This window comes from Pseudomonas sp. PARCl1, from assembly GCF_947311875.1.
Lineage (GTDB): Bacteria > Pseudomonadota > Gammaproteobacteria > Pseudomonadales > Pseudomonadaceae > Aquipseudomonas > Aquipseudomonas juntendi.
The window spans coordinates 121,162-135,980 of the sequence record NZ_CAMZMX010000001.1 but is presented as its reverse complement, the minus strand read 5'-3'; the positions used below and the strand labels follow the sequence as shown (position 1 = coordinate 135,980).

Annotated in this window: 14 protein-coding genes and 1 pseudogene; 5 read left to right on the top strand and 10 right to left on the bottom strand. The window is 63.1% G+C overall.

Annotated elements, in window-relative coordinates:
• Positions 1-26 precede the first annotated feature (26 nt).
• Both ycaC (QME24_RS00650) and QME24_RS00645 read right to left on the bottom strand, forming a co-directional pair.
• A complete protein-coding gene (gene ycaC, locus QME24_RS00650; RefSeq protein WP_009681634.1) occupies positions 27-653 on the bottom strand; it encodes an isochorismate family cysteine hydrolase YcaC in 627 nt (208 codons plus the stop codon).
• A gap of 72 nt (positions 654-725) precedes the next feature.
• Positions 726-1,088 carry an AraC family transcriptional regulator gene (locus tag QME24_RS00645; RefSeq protein WP_029887800.1) on the bottom strand — a complete coding sequence of 121 codons (363 nt, stop codon included), beginning with the start codon at positions 1,086-1,088 and terminating at the stop codon, positions 726-728.
• Between the two features lie 180 nt (positions 1,089-1,268).
• Between QME24_RS00645 and QME24_RS00640 the strand changes: the two genes are divergently transcribed.
• Positions 1,269-2,243, top strand: coding sequence for a GlxA family transcriptional regulator (locus tag QME24_RS00640; protein ID WP_054905178.1), 975 nt, complete (start codon positions 1,269-1,271; stop codon positions 2,241-2,243).
• Positions 2,244-2,428: 185 nt separating this feature from the next.
• The gene (locus tag QME24_RS00635) at positions 2,429-4,216 is read left to right on the top strand and encodes a monovalent cation:proton antiporter-2 (CPA2) family protein (protein WP_054905179.1); all 1,788 of its coding nucleotides are present in this window, start codon (positions 2,429-2,431) and stop codon (positions 4,214-4,216) included.
• A gap of 4 nt (positions 4,217-4,220) precedes the next feature.
• On the opposite strand, the gene QME24_RS00630 is transcribed toward QME24_RS00635, so the two are convergent.
• Positions 4,221-4,505 (bottom strand): HigA family addiction module antitoxin, encoded by a 285-nt coding sequence (locus QME24_RS00630; RefSeq protein ID WP_009681630.1) that lies wholly within the window; start codon positions 4,503-4,505, stop codon positions 4,221-4,223.
• A 13-nt stretch (positions 4,506-4,518) separates the two neighbouring features.
• A complete protein-coding gene (locus QME24_RS00625) occupies positions 4,519-4,797 on the bottom strand; it encodes a type II toxin-antitoxin system RelE/ParE family toxin (RefSeq protein ID WP_082414659.1) in 279 nt (92 codons plus the stop codon).
• A 394-nt stretch (positions 4,798-5,191) separates the two neighbouring features.
• Here QME24_RS00625 and QME24_RS00620 point away from each other — a divergent pair.
• A pseudogene (locus QME24_RS00620) lies at positions 5,192-5,464 on the top strand (hypothetical protein); the annotation flags it as partial.
• Positions 5,465-5,579: 115 nt separating this feature from the next.
• Here the strand turns inward: QME24_RS00620 and ycaC (QME24_RS00615) are convergent.
• Positions 5,580-6,209: an isochorismate family cysteine hydrolase YcaC gene (ycaC, locus tag QME24_RS00615; protein WP_009681627.1), complete on the bottom strand. Its 630-nt coding sequence runs from the start codon at positions 6,207-6,209 to the stop codon at positions 5,580-5,582.
• A gap of 178 nt (positions 6,210-6,387) precedes the next feature.
• Between ycaC (QME24_RS00615) and QME24_RS00610 the strand changes: the two genes are divergently transcribed.
• A complete protein-coding gene (locus QME24_RS00610; protein ID WP_054905180.1) occupies positions 6,388-7,299 on the top strand; it encodes a LysR substrate-binding domain-containing protein in 912 nt (303 codons plus the stop codon).
• Between the two features lie 177 nt (positions 7,300-7,476).
• Here QME24_RS00610 and QME24_RS00605 read toward each other — a convergent pair whose 3' ends face one another.
• From QME24_RS00605 to ycaC (QME24_RS00590), 4 genes are all read right to left on the bottom strand, one after another.
• Positions 7,477-9,318, bottom strand: a complete 1,842-nt coding sequence (locus QME24_RS00605; protein ID WP_033744724.1) for an amidohydrolase — start codon at positions 9,316-9,318, stop codon at positions 7,477-7,479.
• A 387-nt stretch (positions 9,319-9,705) separates the two neighbouring features.
• Positions 9,706-10,524, bottom strand: a complete 819-nt coding sequence (locus QME24_RS00600; protein WP_173891536.1) for an alpha/beta hydrolase — start codon at positions 10,522-10,524, stop codon at positions 9,706-9,708.
• Positions 10,525-10,561: 37 nt separating this feature from the next.
• Positions 10,562-10,870 (bottom strand): hypothetical protein, encoded by a 309-nt coding sequence (locus QME24_RS00595; RefSeq protein ID WP_280091075.1) that lies wholly within the window; start codon positions 10,868-10,870, stop codon positions 10,562-10,564.
• A gap of 114 nt (positions 10,871-10,984) precedes the next feature.
• Positions 10,985-11,614, bottom strand: coding sequence for an isochorismate family cysteine hydrolase YcaC (ycaC, locus tag QME24_RS00590; RefSeq protein ID WP_009681621.1), 630 nt, complete (start codon positions 11,612-11,614; stop codon positions 10,985-10,987).
• 289 nt (positions 11,615-11,903) lie between these two features.
• On the opposite strand from ycaC (QME24_RS00590), the gene QME24_RS00585 reads away from it, so the two are divergent.
• Positions 11,904-13,331 (top strand): mechanosensitive ion channel family protein, encoded by a 1,428-nt coding sequence (locus tag QME24_RS00585; protein WP_235768245.1) that lies wholly within the window; start codon positions 11,904-11,906, stop codon positions 13,329-13,331.
• Positions 13,332-13,439: 108 nt separating this feature from the next.
• Here QME24_RS00585 and QME24_RS00580 read toward each other — a convergent pair whose 3' ends face one another.
• On the bottom strand, positions 13,440-14,726 hold the full coding sequence (locus QME24_RS00580) for an FAD-binding oxidoreductase (RefSeq protein WP_029888100.1): 1,287 nt from the start codon (positions 14,724-14,726) through the stop codon (positions 13,440-13,442).
• Positions 14,727-14,819: the final 93 nt, after the last annotated feature.

The window sequence follows — 14,819 nt, the reverse complement described above, 5'->3', positions numbered from 1 at the left end:
CGCTGCAAGGCCGGTTCAGGGCTGAATCAGCGCGACGTCAGCGCCGCATAGCTGTTCATCAGGTTGCGATAGTTGGGTATGCGCTGCGACAGCAGGTTGCCCAGCCCTTCGATGTCGTTGCGCCAGTCACGGTGCAGCTCACAGGCCACCGAGAACCAGTTCATCATCTGCGCGCCCGCCTGGGTCATGCGCACCCACGCTGCCTGCTGCACGGTTGGGTTGAAGGTGCCCGAGGCATCGGTGACCACGAACACCTCGAAACCTTCCGCCAGCGCCGACAGGGTCGGGAAGGCCACGCACACGTCGGTGACCACGCCGGCAATGATCAGTTGCTTGCGCCCGGTCGCCTTGATCGCCTTGACGAAATCCTCGTTGTCCCAGGCATTGATCTGGCCTGGGCGGGCAATGTAGGGCGCGTCCGGGAACATGGCCTTGAGCTCCGGCACCAGCGGGCCGTTCGGGCCTTGCTCGAAACTGGTGGTGAGGATGGTCGGCAGGCCGAAGAACTTGGCCAGGTCACCCAGGGCCAGCACGTTGTTCTTGAACTCGTTGGGGGCGAAGTCCTGCACCAGCGAGATCAGGCCGGTCTGGTGGTCCACCAGCAGTACCACGGCGTCGTCTTTGTTCAGGCGCTTGTAATCGGGTTGGCTCATGGGGGTGACTCCTCGGTTGGAAAAGCGGCGCGGTACTACCCGCAGAGGGCTATACCCGTGAATAGCTCCGGCTTAAGAATAGGCCTGGGCCTGGCGCCACGCATTCGGCGGCTGGCCGACCAGGCGGCTGAAGGCACGGGTGAAGTGGGCTTGGTCACAGAACCCGCATTCCAGGCTCACGTGGGTAATGGGCGCCTCGGTGGCAAGCAGGCGCTTGGCCTTTTCCATGCGTGCCAGCAGGCGCCAGGCCTGGGGCGAAAGCCCGGTATTGACCTTGAAAGCTCGGGAGAAATGGCTGCGTGTGAGGTTGCACAGGCCGGCGATCTCGATGATCGACAGCGAGCTGCGCAGCATCAGTTCCTTGGCCAGGCGCAACCGCGCAGGCGTCAGGGCCCCAGGGGGTTGCAGCGGCATTTGAGGCGTCCCGTCGTGCATGGCGACTCTCCTGTTCAGTAGGGAAAGTCTCACCCCCGGCACATGACAAAGTCCTGAGCCAAAGCTGAATTGTTCTTAATTGTGCGGTGCTGGCCCTGGCGGGTTTGCCGCTACCATAAGATGCGTTTCATATTCAGTTACAGGCCGTCAGCCGCACCCAGGATTCAAGGTATAAAAGCAATGCAGGAAAAAACCGCCCACCGCACCGTAGCCATGGTGCTGTTCAACGATGTGCTGTTGCTGGACGTGACGGGGCCTATGGATGCATTCGCCATCGCCAACCGTTTCCTGCCGGCCGAGCGGCGCTACCAGTTGCTCACCCTGGCCGAGGGGCAGGCGGCGGTGCGTGGCTCGTGCGGGCTGAAGGTGGTGGCCGACCTACGCCTGGAAGACCTGCCTGCCGCCGTGGATCTGCTGCTGGTGCCCGGTGGCCCTGGCGCGTACGACATCGCGCTGCCAGTGCTCGAGCGCTGGCTACCCCACGCCGTGCGCAGTGCCAAGCGGTTCGGGGCGATTTGTACCGGGGTATTTTTGCTGGGCCGGGCCGGGCTGCTGGACGGCTACCGTTGCACCACCCACTGGAACTACGTGGAGCGCCTGGCGCAGGCGTTTCCCGCGGCCAAGGTAGAAACCGAGCAGATCTATGTCATCGATCGCTGCCTGATCACGTCTGGTGGCATTACGGCGGGCATTGACCTGGCACTGGCAGTTATCGCCGAAGACCACGGCAAGGCACTGGCCCTGGAAGTGGCCAAGGTGCTGCTGGTGGCGCGCCACCGGCAAGGAGGGCAAACGCCGTATGGGCCGCTGCTGGCGGCAGTGCCACGCGACGACTCGCCAGTGGCGAGGGTGCAGGCATACATCGTCGATCATATCGAGCAGGCCTTCACCGTGCAGAAAATGGCCGACCTGGTGGCCATGAGCGGGCGCAACTTTGCCCGCACGTTTCAGCGCGAGGTGGGGATTACGCCACTGCAATACCTGCAGAATGCGCGCATCGACCGCGCCCGCCAGTTGCTCGAATGCGGCGACCTGCCCCTGAAGGTGGTGGCGGCGCAGTGCGGGTTTGGCAGTGACCGGCACATGCGCAAGGTGTTCTGCGAACGGATTGGCATGACGCCGGCGCAGTATCGGGCACAGTTTGGTGGGGCCTGAGTCGGTGTGTTTCGTATGCGGGCCGCTTCGCGGGGAAACCCGCGCCCACAGGGCTGCACAGGTTGTCTCATTTTTCAGGACAATCTTTCTCCCCGATGGCGGATTGTCTAACACCACCCCCGGCCCCCAGAATTGTCCGCCAACCCGTTCGAACGCTGCCCCGGCAGCTCATGGAGTACGAGCCCATGCCACATGAAGGCAGCCTTCTACAAACCGCGGTGATCTTTCTGCTCGCCGCCGTCCTTGCCGTGCCCTTGGCCAAGCGCCTGCAACTGGGTGCCGTGCTTGGCTACCTGCTGGCCGGTGTGGTCATTGGCCCGCAGGCATTGGGTTTGATCCGCGATACCGAAAGCGTGGCGCACATTTCCGAGCTGGGCGTGGTGCTGCTGTTGTTCATCATCGGCCTGGAATTGTCCCCCAAACGCCTATGGCTGATGCGCAAGGCAGTGTTCGGCGTCGGTACCGCCCAAGTGGTGCTGACCGGCGTGCTGATCGGCGCCATTGCCCTGTTCGGTTTCGGTCAGGCGCTACCTGCGGCCATCGTGCTCGGCCTTGGCCTGGCGCTGTCATCCACCGCCCTCGGCCTGCAAAGCCTGGCCGAAAGCAAGCAACTCAATGCCCCGCACGGCCGCCTGGCCTTCGCCATCCTGCTGTTCCAGGACATCGCCGCCATACCGCTGATCGCCCTGGTGCCGCTGCTGGCCGCCAGCGGGCCGGACACCAGCCACGGCGACAGCCTGCAACACGGCTTGCAGATCTTCGCCAGCATCGCCGTGGTGATCGTCGGCGGCCGCTACCTGCTGCGCCCGGTGTTCCGCACGGTGGCCCGCACCGGCCTGCCAGAGGTGTCTACCGCCACTGCGCTGCTGGTGGTGATCGGTACCGCCTGGTTGATGGAGGAAGCCGGCATTTCCATGGCGCTGGGTGCCTTCCTCGCCGGCTTGTTGCTGGCGGACTCGGAGTACCGCCACGAGCTGGAATCTCAGATCGAGCCTTTCAAGGGCCTGCTGCTGGGGTTGTTCTTCATCAGTGTCGGCATGGGTGCCAACTTGCGGCTGCTGCTGGAAATGCCGCTGGTGGTGCTGGGCCTGACCCTGCTGCTGGTGGCAGTGAAGCTGGTGCTGCTGGTTGGCGTTGGCCGCCTGGCCGGTGGCCTGAGCGGCGCCAGCGCGCTACGCCTGGGCATGGTGCTGGCGGCCGGCGGCGAGTTCGCGTTCGTGGTGTTCAAGCTGGGCAAGGACCAGGGCCTGTTCGACGCCCAGACCTACGACCTGCTGCTGATGACCATCACCCTGTCGATGGCCATTACCCCGCTGCTGATGATTGCCTGCGCCCGCGCCCTCAAGCGGCCGCAACCTGCGCGTGAAGTGCCTGAGCAATACAAGCAGATACAGGCGGATACGCCTCGGGCGGTAATCGTCGGCATGGGGCGTATGGGGCAGATCGTTGCACGCATCCTGCGCGCGCAGAAGATCCCGTTCATTGCCCTGGAAACCTCGGTCGATGCCATCGAGATGACCCGTATGTTCGAGCAGGTGCCGGTGTTCTACGGCGACCCGCTGCGCCAGGAAGTGCTGCATGCCGCCAAGGTGGGTGAAGCGGAGTACTTCATCATCACCATCGATGACCCTGAAGCTGCCATTCACACAGCCGAGCGGGTGAAGCGCCTGTACCCGCACCTGAAAGTGCTGGCCCGTGCGCGCAACCGCCAGCATGTGCACAAGTTGGCGGATGTCGGTGCCGAGCCAATCCGCGAGACGTTCTATTCCAGCTTAGAGATGACCCGCCGCGCGCTGGTGGGGCTGGGTTTGAGCGATGAGCAGGCGGCGGACCGGATTGCACGGTTCACCCAGCATGACGAAGAAGTGCTGGTGGCCCAGGGGCAGGTCCGCGATGACCGGGCCAAGGTGATGCAAACGGCCAAGGAGGCGCGGGTTGAGTTGGAGCGGTTGTTTGATTCGGATGCGGACTGAACAATCAGGCAAATATCAACCGCTCTATCTTAGGATGCTCACGGTGGGCCGCTTGCCAAAGATCGTAGGCCGCCTGTTCGGCAAGGTACTGCCGGGCAGGACCGAGGCCAGCCAATTCAAGTCGATAAGCAAGATCGGCAGATATTGCGGCACGCCCATTGAGCACCGTGGATAATTGCCCCCGTGAGTAGCCCAGGTGACGAGCTAACTCAGAGACGTTCATTCCAATTGCGGGCAACACATCCTCTCGCAATGACTCCCCGGGATGGGGAGGATCAAACATAGGCATGGCTGAGGCCTCCTTAGTGGTAATCGAGATAGTCAACAAGCTCCACATCGGTACCAATGAAGCGAAACACGAGGGGCCAGTTACCCGAAACATTCACCGCCCAAAAGCTTTCCAGCTTTCCATGCAGGGGATGAAGACGATAACCAGGGCGATTCATATCTGAAGCCGTTTTTGCTACGTCAAGGGAAGCAAGCAAACGCCGCAAGCGATTGACATGATCCGCACGCACCCCAGATGTGTCACGTAGCTGATGGAGCAGCCTCAGGCCCCTGTGCCTGAAACTTCTGATCATTGAAGGGTTAGTGTAAGGTCATGCCTTACACCTTCAAGCTGGCAGTGGAGCGGAACATGGGGTTACTCCTGAAGGATTTCCGGGTTGCCCAGTTTGCTCTCGACGTTGCTCAATGGCGCCGTCATGCCATCCTTTTTCACTGTCAGAAATTGCCCAAAGCGGAATGGGGCACTCGCCAATCTGGGGGCTCTGAACGCCCTCATCCTGTCTCCTGACGATCACCGGGTCGCTGTCGGTTCAGCGATCGGGTATGGAAACCCGGATGTGATAAAGGGCTGCCGTAATGGCAGTTGTGCGCGTGTAGCCGTTTGGCCAACCGGCTTGCCTGCCCACCGGTTTTCCACCCCGCGTACAACTTCCGCCTTCTGCGGGGAAATGGGTCGTTACAGTTCAGCCCGACACAGCCCAACGCGCCTTCAACCGCTGCGATGCTGGCCACCCACACTTGTTCACCGTAAACCCGGGCATCTGCGCCCATGACGCCCTGGTCCATGTCGCCCAGTACCTGCGGGGCGCTTACGGCTGTGGCTACAAAGCCCTGGAACACCTGGGCGAAACCGGCAAGAGCCTGTTCTGGGGCAACCTGAATGCAGTCAGTGAATTGAGATTGCCGGTGCCGGCCTCTTCGCGGGCATGCCCGTTCCCACAGGTTCTGCAGTGGGTTTGAAGCTTGCGCGACACCTGTGGGAGCGGGCGAGCCCGCGAAAGGGCCGGTACAGTAAACAAAAAAAGCCGGCCCCTTATGCAAGGAGCCGGCTTGTATGCGTACTGCTAGTGATCGGTTACTTACCCGCAGTCAACGCGTTATAGCTGGTCATCAGATTCCGATAATCCGGAATGTGGTTGGAGCACAGCGCCGCCAGCCCTTCCACATCATTGCGCCAGTCACGGTGCAGCTCACAGGCCACGCCAAACCAGGTCATCATCTGCGCACCGGCCTGGCTCATGCGGTCATGCGCCGCATCGCGGGTCATTTCGTTGAAGGTGCCGGAAGCATCAGTCACCACGAACACGTCAAATGCCTCTTCCAGCGCCGACAGCGCCGGGAACGCCACGCACACCTCGGTCACCACACCCGCAATGATCAGCTGCTTCTTGCCAGTCGCCTTCACCGCCTTGACGAAGTCTTCGTTGTCCCAGGCGTTGATCTGGCCGGGGCGAGCGATGTACGGCGCGTCCGGGAACAGCTCCTTCAGCTCCGGTACCAGCGGGCCGTTGGGGCCTTGCTCGAAGCTGGTGGTGAGGATGGTCGGCAGGTTGAAGAACTTCGCCAGGTCGGCCAGCGCCAGCACGTTGTTCTTGAACTTGTCCGGTTCGATGTCACGCACCAGCGACAGCAGGCCAGCCTGGTGGTCTACCAGCAGTACAGCGGCGTCGTCTTTGTTCAGGCGGTTGTAGGTGAATTTGCTCATGGTCTGTGCTCCAAAGGTTTATGAATTTTTCAGCTGTTCGGGGTGTTTCGCGTTGATGGACACAGATTAAAATCATCACCTTTGCGGCGGTAGTCAGCAGAATCTGGCTTTAGCGTTCCGTTTCGTGAACGATGGCTGTGTAGGGGCTGCCGGCAAGCCAAAACCCGGAGACCGATCATTGGAAGACCTCAACTCCCTCTACTACTTCACCCAAGTAGTCGAGCACGGTGGTTTCGCCCCGGCAGGCCGGGCGCTGGACATGCCCAAGTCGAAGCTCAGCCGGCGCATCGCCGACCTGGAGGAGCGCCTGGGCGTGCGCCTGCTGCACCGCACCAGCCGCCATTGCTCGCTCACCGAGATCGGCCAGGCCTACTACAACCGCTGCCTGGCCATGCGCGTGGAGGCCGAGGGCGCGGCGGAGATCATCGAGCGCAACCGCAGCGAACCGCGCGGGCTGGTGCGCATCAGCTGCCCGACCACCCTGCTCAACTCCTGGGTCGGGCCGATGCTGACCCGCTACATGCTCAAGTACCCGCAGGTGGAGCTGTTCATCGAAAGTACCAACCGCCGCGTCGACCTGCTGCACGAGGGCTTCGACATCGCTTTGCGGGTGCGCTTTCCACCGTTGGAAAACACCGACATGGTGATGAAGGTGCTAAGCAACAGCACCCAGTGCCTGGTCGGCCAGCCTCAATACCTGGAGCAGTTGCCCAAAAGTTTCGACCCGCAGTTGCTCAGCACGCTGCCCAGCCTGCACTGGGGCAGCGCCCAGCGCGAGTACCAGTGGGAGCTGTTTCGGGGTGAAGACAGCAGCCGCAGCATCGTCATCCCGCACAAACCACGCATGGTGACCGACGACCTGTTTGCCCTGCGTCATTTCGTGGTGGCCGGGGTTGGCATTGCGCACTTGCCAAGGGTGGCCGTGCGCGAGGACCTGGCGGCGGGGCGGCTGGTGGAGCTGATTCCGGACTGGCACCCGCGCTGTGGCATCGTGCATGCCATATTCCCGTCGCGGCGTGGGTTGCTGCCTTCGGTACGGGCGTTGATCGATCACTTGGCCGAAGAGTTTGCGGTCAGCGACATGGCTTGAGTCCTGAGCTGGCTTCTTCGCGGGCATGCCCGCTCCCACAGGGTATCGCGCATTTCTTGAGTTCAGCGCCTAACGTGTGGGAGCGGGCGTGCCCGCGAAGGGCTGCAAAGCAGCCCCAGTAACGCTTAACTGACAGGCATTACCCGCGCAGCCCCTTCTTCTCGACATCACATCAGCTTAGAAAGCAAAGCACGAACAGCCCAGCGCCCCCCAGAACCCCTGGAAGTCATTGACCGGAACACTCGATTTGCGCGCCTTGTCATGGCTGTGCGCATGCACCCCGCACGGCCCCGAACACTGGTGCACGGCTGCCGCCAGCGACGGCGTACCCACGCGCCAGTGCCCCGGCACCTTGGCTACTGGAGACCACTCCGGCAGCACCGGCACCTGCGGTGGCCCGAGGCGGTCAAACTCGCCGGCACCGTACACGACCTTGCCATCGACAATGGTCAGCACCGATTCGATGCCCTTGATCGCTTCTTCATCAACGCTGAAGAAGTCCAACGACAAGGCCGCCAGGTCGGCCAGTTGGCCTACTTTGATCTGGCCCTTCTTGCCTTGCTCGCTGGAGAACCAGGCACTGCCCTGGGTGAACAGCTGCAGCGCGGTCTCGCGGTCCAGGCCTTCCTTGTACAGCTCCATGCCGCCAACGGTCTTGCCGCTGACCAGCCAGTACAGCGAGGTCCAGGGGTTGTAGCTGGACACGCGGGTAGCGTCGGTGCCCGCGCCGACCGGCACGCCCATCTCCAGCATGCGTTTGATCGGCGGGGTCTGCTCGGCAGCCTTGGCGCCATAGCGGTCGACGAAGTACTCGCCTTGGAAGGCCATGCGGTCCTGGATGGCGATGCCGCCGCCCAACGCACGCACGCGCTCGATGTTCTGCGGGGTGATGGTTTCGGCGTGGTCGAAGAACCACGGCAGGCCATTGAACGGGATATCGCGGTTGACCTTCTCGAACACGTCGAGCATGCGCGTGATCGATTCGTTGTAGGTGGCATGCAGGCGGAACGGCCAGCGCTGCTCGACCAGGTGGCGCACCACCGGCTCCAGCTCTTCTTCCATGGTCTGCGGCAGGTCCGGGCGCGGCTCGAGGAAGTCCTCGAAGTCGGCGGCGGAGAACACCAGCATTTCGCCAGCGCCGTTGTGGCGCAGGAAGTCGGTACCGCTGTGCAGCTTGACGCTGGATGTCCACTTCCTGAAGTCGTCCAGTTCTTCCTTGGGCTTCTGGGTGAACAGGTTGTAGGCAATGCGCACTGTCAGCTGGTTGTTGTCGGCCAGCTCCTGGATCACCGAGTAGTCGTCGGGGAAATTCTGGTAGCCGCCGCCAGCGTCGATGGCACTGGTCAGGCCCAGGCGGTTCAGCTCACGCATGAACTGGCGGGTCGAGTTGACCTGATACTCCAGCGGCAGCTTCGGCCCTTTCGCCAGGGTGGCGTAGAGGATCATCGCGTTCGGGCGGGCAATCAGCATGCCCGTCGGGTTGCCGAACTTGTCACGCTGGATTTCGCCACCCGGCGGGTTCGGGGTGCTCTTGTCGTAGCCGACGGCCTTGAGTGCGGCACGGTTGAGCAATGCGCGGTCGTAGAGGTGCAACAGGAACACCGGCGTATCGGGTGCAGCCTGGTTGATTTCTTCCAGGGTCGGCATGCGTTTTTCAGCGAACTGGAACTCGTTCCAGCCACCCACCACACGCACCCACTGCGGGGTAGGCGTGCGCGCAGCCTGGTCCTTGAGCATGCGCAGGGCATCGGCCACCGACGGCACGCCTTCCCAGCGCAGCTCCAGGTTGTAGTTCAGGCCGCCGCGGATCAGGTGCAGGTGCGAGTCGTTCAGGCCGGGAATGACCGTACGCTGCTTGAGGTCGACGATTTGCGTGCTGGCGCCCTTGTGGGCCATGGCCTCGGCGTCGTTGCCCACGGCGATGAAACGGCCGTCCTTGATGGCGACGGCGGTGGCAGTGGGCTTTTCGCGGTCAACGGTGTGCAGCTTGCCGTTGAACAGAATCAGGTCGGCGGTCATGGAACCTCCTTGGGTGGATGCGTGAGCGGAACCGGCGGCGCCGGTGAAGGGCAATGCAGACCAGAGCGCGCCGGCAGCACCCAGTACAGTGCTGCTGGCGAGGAACTGGCGACGAGTCTTGTCGTGGCGGTCCTGGGGCATGGTGTTCTCCGTCTCTGGGCGCGGCGGCGGCAGGCGCGACTGCAGAGCATGCCGCCCGATACAGGGGCAAGGCTTGGATGGATGTGCGGTGGGGCTGTTGAAGGTTAGCCCTGATCAAGTTTTGTGTTGCCAGGGCTGGCCCCATCGCCGGCAAGCCAGCGCCCACAAGGGCTTCACAGCTTCTGAGCCCTGAACAGCCCCTGTGGGCTTGCCGGCGGTTGGGGCCGCAAAGCGGCCCCGGCTTGTTCAGCGACTCAAGAACGCCAGCAGGTCCTCATTCAGCTGCTGCGCATGAGTCACGGCAAACCCATGCGGCGCGCCGGCGTACACCTTCAGCTCAGCCCCACGGATCTGTTTCGCTGCCTGCTTGCCGGTAGTCTCGAACGGCACGATCTGGTCGTCATCGCCATGAATCACCAACGTCGGTACATCGACCTTGGCCATGTCCGACCGGAAGTCGGTTTCGGAGAACGCCGTCACACAATCCAGGGTGGCCTTGAGCGACGCCATCAGCGCTATGTTCAAGGTCTGCGTCTGCACGCCCTGGGATACCTGCTGCCCATGGTTGATGCCATAGAACGGTGCGGCGAAGTCGGCGATGAACTGCGCCCGGTCGGCACGCAGGCCAGCCACGATACCTTCGAACACCGACAGGTCGACACCCTCGGGGTTGTCGTCGCGCTTGCCGAACACCGGCGTAACGGCGCCCAGCAGCACCAGCCCGGCGACCCGCTCGGTGCCGTAGCGACCGATGTAGCGGCTTACGTCACCGCCGCCCATGGAGAAGCCCACCAGGGTCACCTCACGCAGGTCGAGGTGTTCGATCAGCTGGGCGATGTCATCAGCGAAGGTGTCGTAGTCGTAGCCGTTCCATGGCTGGCTCGAGCGCCCGAAACCGCGGCGGTCGAAGGCAATGGCGCGGTAACCGCGGCTGGCCAGGAACTCCATCTGCGTGTCCCACATGTCGGCATTCAGCGGCCAGCCGTGGCTGAAAAGCACGGGCTTGCCGGTGCCCCAGTCCTTGAAGTAGATCGAAGTACCATCGCGGGTAACGAACGTGCTCATAGCGGTATCTCCTGGATTATCGAGGTCAGGGGCTGGCTCAGCCGCGCAGCCAGTTGGCGCAGCGACGGGTCACCCAAGGCATGATGTAGAACACCACGGGCAGAATGACGAACAGGTTGACGATCAGGTTGCCGGTGATCGCGCCCTCCAGTTGCGGGAAGCGGGCAAACAGCGGCGCCAGCAGTTGCGGCACGACCATGGTCATCGGGCAGATCACCAGGTAGGTTAGCAGCGCCTGCTTCCAGCGCGGCGGTTGCGCGGCCGAGGTATCCGACGTGCTATCGAGCACCTGGTGCTGCAGGCATACGGTCACCACTTCGCGGTTGTCTTGGAGTGCGGTGTTCATCGGCGTTCCTTGGGTGAGCTTGCCCACAGCCACTGTGCAACGGCCAACGGGCGCTGGATTGGATAAGTGTGCTGCCCTGCGTGGGCACCGGCTGAGGGTGCCCGCGGCTGCGGCTTACTTGTTGGCGTTGAAGGCGTTATAGCTGGTCATGAGGTTGCGGTAGTCCGGGATATGGTTGGAGCACAGCGCGGCCAGGCCTTCAATGTCGTTGCGCCAGTCGCGGTGCAGCTCGCAGGCAACCCCGAACCAGGTCATCAACTGGGCGCCAGCGCGGCTCATGCGGTCATGGGCGGCGTCGCGGGTCATGGCGTTGAAGGTCCCGGAGGCATCGGTAACCACGAACACGTCGAACTCTTCTTCCAGGGCGGCCAGCGCCGGGAAGGCTACGCACACTTCGGTGACCACGCCGGCGATGATCAGCTGCTTCTTGCCGGTGGCCTTCACCGCCTTCACGAAGTCTTCGTTATCCCAGGCGTTGATCTGGCCTGGTCGGGCGATGTACGGCGCGTCCGGGAACAAGGCTTTCAGTTCCGGGACCAGCGGGCCGTTGGGGCCTTGTTCGAAGCTGGTGGTGAGGATGGTCGGCAGGTTGAAGAACTTGGCCAGGTCAGCCAGGGCCAGTACGTTGTTCTTGAAGGCATCCGGCTCGATGTCGCGCACCAGCGACAGCAGGCCAGCCTGGTGGTCGACCAGCAGTACGGCGGCATCGTCTTTGTTCAGGCGGTTGTATTTGAAGTTGGTCATGGTCGTTGCTCCATAGGGTTTGAAGTTCAGCAAATTGGGTGTTTCGCGTTGATGGGAGAAGATTAAAACCGTCACCTTTCGAGCGGTAGATAGCGGTTTTTGGCTTTAGCGTTCTGTTTTGGGAACGATAGATTGGCGCTGGATTTGCTGGCCTCTTCGCGGGCTTGCCCGCTCCCACAGGGACCGCATCTCGCTCAGGGCGGGTTTACCCGCACGCAGGCGCCCATTGCCTGCCCGGCCAACCTGCTCTATTACTACCCACAGCCCTCCCCTCACTCCCGAGACCACCATGCTGGCGTTCATCCAGTCGTCCCCGTTGCTGCTCGGTACTGCCCTGATCCTGCTCGACCTCGTAATCTGGCAGTTGATCCCCCTCCAGCACCGGGCCTGGCGCATCGGTATGCGGCTGGTGCTTTTCCTGTTGTTCAGCGCGGTGCTGGTGGCCGCCGGCATGAGCCCGCTGCAGCCACCGCCCTGGCCGGACGATGTGCCGCGCAACCTGATGGCCACGGTATTGGCCATCGGCTGGTGGCTGTTTGGCGCGCGCACGGTCACCGTGGTGTTCGGCCTGTTGCTGGTAGCGCGGGGTAGCCACGGCGGGCGCTTGCTGCAGGACGTGCTGGGGGCGCTGATCTTCCTTGCCGCGGTAGTCGCGGCCGCAGGCTATGTGCTGCAGCTGCCAGTCAAGGGCCTGCTGGCCACCTCGGGCGTGATGGCCATCGTCATAGGCCTGGCGTTGCAGAGCACGCTGGCTGACGTGTTCAGCGGCATCGTGCTGAACACCACGCGGCCTTACCAGATTGGCGATTCGATCGCGATCGACGGCACCGAAGGCAAGGTGCTGGATATCGACTGGCGGGCCACGCGCCTGCTCACGGGCACAGGTAGCCTGGCGGTGATCCCCAATTCGGTGGCGGCCAAGGCGCGCCTGCTCAACCACAGCAGGCCGGCGGATGTGCATGGGGTGTCGATCAACGTGGTAGTGCCGGCCAAAGTGCGGCCCAGGCGGGTGTTCGACGCACTGGAAAAAGCCCTGCAGGGCACCAGCGCGATCCTTGCTTCACCTGCGCCCAAGGTGTCGGTCAAGGCCTCGACACTGGAGTCGGTGGAGTACGAGGCCAGCGGGTTCATTGCCGACATGGGCGGCAAGACTGCGGCACGCAACCAGTTGTTCGACCTGGCGCACCGCCACCTGGAGGCGAGCGGGGTGATGTGGAACGTCGACCTGGCCATGCCGCCACGCAGCCGCCAGCGCGAAGTGCTGGACGAGGTACGGGTGTTCCGTTCGCTAAGCGCTGAAGAGCGTGACGCATTGAGCCAGCGCATGACGACGGTGGAGTACCTGGCGGATCAGGTGATCCTGGAGGTAGGCGCGCATTCCGACCATTTGCTGGTGATTGGCAGCGGCGTGGTGTCGGCCTCTGTGCGCGATGGCGACAAGCTGCTGGAGGCCGGGCGCATGGGGCCGGGCGAGGTGCTGGGGGTGGAGGGGATCATCGACGAAGACGAGTCACTGGCCGAGTTCCGTACACTGACCAGCTGCGTGCTGTACCGCATCGACAAAGAGCAGGTGAAAAGTTGCCTGGCGCAACGTGGCGATGTGCAGGCGGCGCTGAGCAAGTTGCAGCGGTTCCGGCGCCAGAGCCGGGAGTCGTTGTTGCAGCAGAAGCCGGCCCTGATCAAGAAGGGCGGCTTCCTCAGCTGGTTGCACAAGTAAGCCTGTACTGGCCTCTTCGCGGGTAAACCCGCTCCTACAGGTACAACACAATATTCGAGACTTGTGTTGTACCTGTAGGAGCGGGTTTACCCGCGAAGAGGCCGGTACTTACAACACAACCCGCAGGCATTGCCCCGCGTGGTACAGCGAGAACCCGGACTCATAGAACGCGGTGCGCAGCGATGGCGCGCTCACGCCACTCATTGGCGAGAACGGAATCGGCAGGCTGCCCGCCTCACCCTTGAGCAGGAACTCGGCAAACGCCCGGCCAATCACGGTGCCGGTGGTATTCCCACGCCCGTTATACCCGGTCACCGCCACCAGCCCCGGCGCCGGCTCGAACAGGCGCATCAGGTGGTCGGGGGTGAAGTCGATGCAACCTGTCCAGTGCATTTCCCACTCGACCTTGCCCAGGCCCGGGTAGTAATGGCTTTGAATGCGGTCGGCCCAGCTGCGCACGAACCAGGCGGGCTTGTTGTCGACCCGGCCCAGGCTGCCGAGCAACAGGCGGCCCTGGTCGTCACGGCGGATACTGCTGAGCACGGTGCGGGTGTCCCATGAGCCCTGGCCGTGCGGCAGTACCTTGTCGGCCTCAGCGCCTTGCAGCGGCTTGGAGGCGACCTGGTAGTAATAACCGCGGAAGAACTGCTTCTGAAGGTTGCTCCAGTCGCCTTCGGTGTAGGCACCGGTGGAAATCACCACCTTGTCGGCCCGTACCGAGCCACGGGCCGTCTTGACCCGCCAGGCGTCGCCCTCGCGCGCCAGGCCTTCGACAGCCGACTGCTGAAACAGCTGGCCACCCAGGCGCACCACGGCCGCAGCCAGGCCCTGGGTGTAGCCCATGGGGTTGATGGTGCCGGCGCGGCGGTCGAGCAACGCGGCGGAAATCTTGTCGGTGCCACAGTATTCCTGGCACTGCGCGCCGGTCAGCAGCTCCACGTCGGCACCGCGACGGCGCCACTGCTCGTGGCGGGCCTCAAGGTCGGCGATGCCGGTGGCGTTGTGCGCCATGTGCAACGTGCCCTTGTGCTGGGCCTGGCAGTCGATGCCCAGGCGCTCGATCATTGCGAACACTTCAGCCGGGGCTTCACCCAGCACCTGGTTAAGGCGGCTGCCCTGCTTCTGGCCAAGGGTCGCCTCGACGTCGTCGGGGCGGATCCAGGTACCGGCATTGACCAACCCGACGTTGCGCCCGGAGCCCCCGTGGCCGACCTTCCAGGCCTCCAGCAGGATCACCGACTTGCCCTGCTCGAGCAGGTGAATGGCCGCCGACAGGCCGGTAATGCCGCCACCGATCACGCACACATCGGCCTTGTGCTCACCGGCCAGGGCCTGGGCGGCCACGCTCGGTGTGCTGACGAATTCCCACAAGCATTGTTGACGCAGTTCGGACATGGCCCGGCTCCAGCAATTTGTTCTTGTTGGGGCTGCCTTGCAGCCCATTCGCGGGTAAACCCGCTCCTACGGGCACTGCACAGGTTCGAAAAG

Excerpts from the sequence above, each read along its gene's own strand:
- QME24_RS00600 (WP_173891536.1), bottom strand. The coding sequence starts at position 10,524 with ATGAGCACGTTCGTTACCCGCGATGGTACTTCGATCTACTTCAAGGAC.
- QME24_RS00640 (WP_054905178.1), top strand. The coding sequence starts at position 1,269 with ATGCAGGAAAAAACCGCCCACCGCACCGTAGCCATGGTGCTGTTCAAC.
- ycaC (WP_009681621.1), bottom strand. The coding sequence starts at position 11,614 with ATGACCAACTTCAAATACAACCGCCTGAACAAAGACGATGCCGCCGTA.
- QME24_RS00635 (WP_054905179.1), top strand. The coding sequence starts at position 2,429 with ATGCCACATGAAGGCAGCCTTCTACAAACCGCGGTGATCTTTCTGCTC.
- QME24_RS00625 (WP_082414659.1), bottom strand. The coding sequence starts at position 4,797 with ATGATCAGAAGTTTCAGGCACAGGGGCCTGAGGCTGCTCCATCAGCTA.
- QME24_RS00580 (WP_029888100.1), bottom strand. The coding sequence starts at position 14,726 with ATGTCCGAACTGCGTCAACAATGCTTGTGGGAATTCGTCAGCACACCG.
- QME24_RS00645 (WP_029887800.1), bottom strand. The coding sequence starts at position 1,088 with ATGCACGACGGGACGCCTCAAATGCCGCTGCAACCCCCTGGGGCCCTG.
- QME24_RS00595 (WP_280091075.1), bottom strand. The coding sequence starts at position 10,870 with ATGAACACCGCACTCCAAGACAACCGCGAAGTGGTGACCGTATGCCTG.
- ycaC (WP_009681634.1), bottom strand. The coding sequence starts at position 653 with ATGAGCCAACCCGATTACAAGCGCCTGAACAAAGACGACGCCGTGGTA.
- ycaC (WP_009681627.1), bottom strand. The coding sequence starts at position 6,209 with ATGAGCAAATTCACCTACAACCGCCTGAACAAAGACGACGCCGCTGTA.
- QME24_RS00605 (WP_033744724.1), bottom strand. The coding sequence starts at position 9,318 with ATGACCGCCGACCTGATTCTGTTCAACGGCAAGCTGCACACCGTTGAC.
- QME24_RS00630 (WP_009681630.1), bottom strand. The coding sequence starts at position 4,505 with ATGCCTATGTTTGATCCTCCCCATCCCGGGGAGTCATTGCGAGAGGAT.
- QME24_RS00585 (WP_235768245.1), top strand. The coding sequence starts at position 11,904 with ATGCTGGCGTTCATCCAGTCGTCCCCGTTGCTGCTCGGTACTGCCCTG.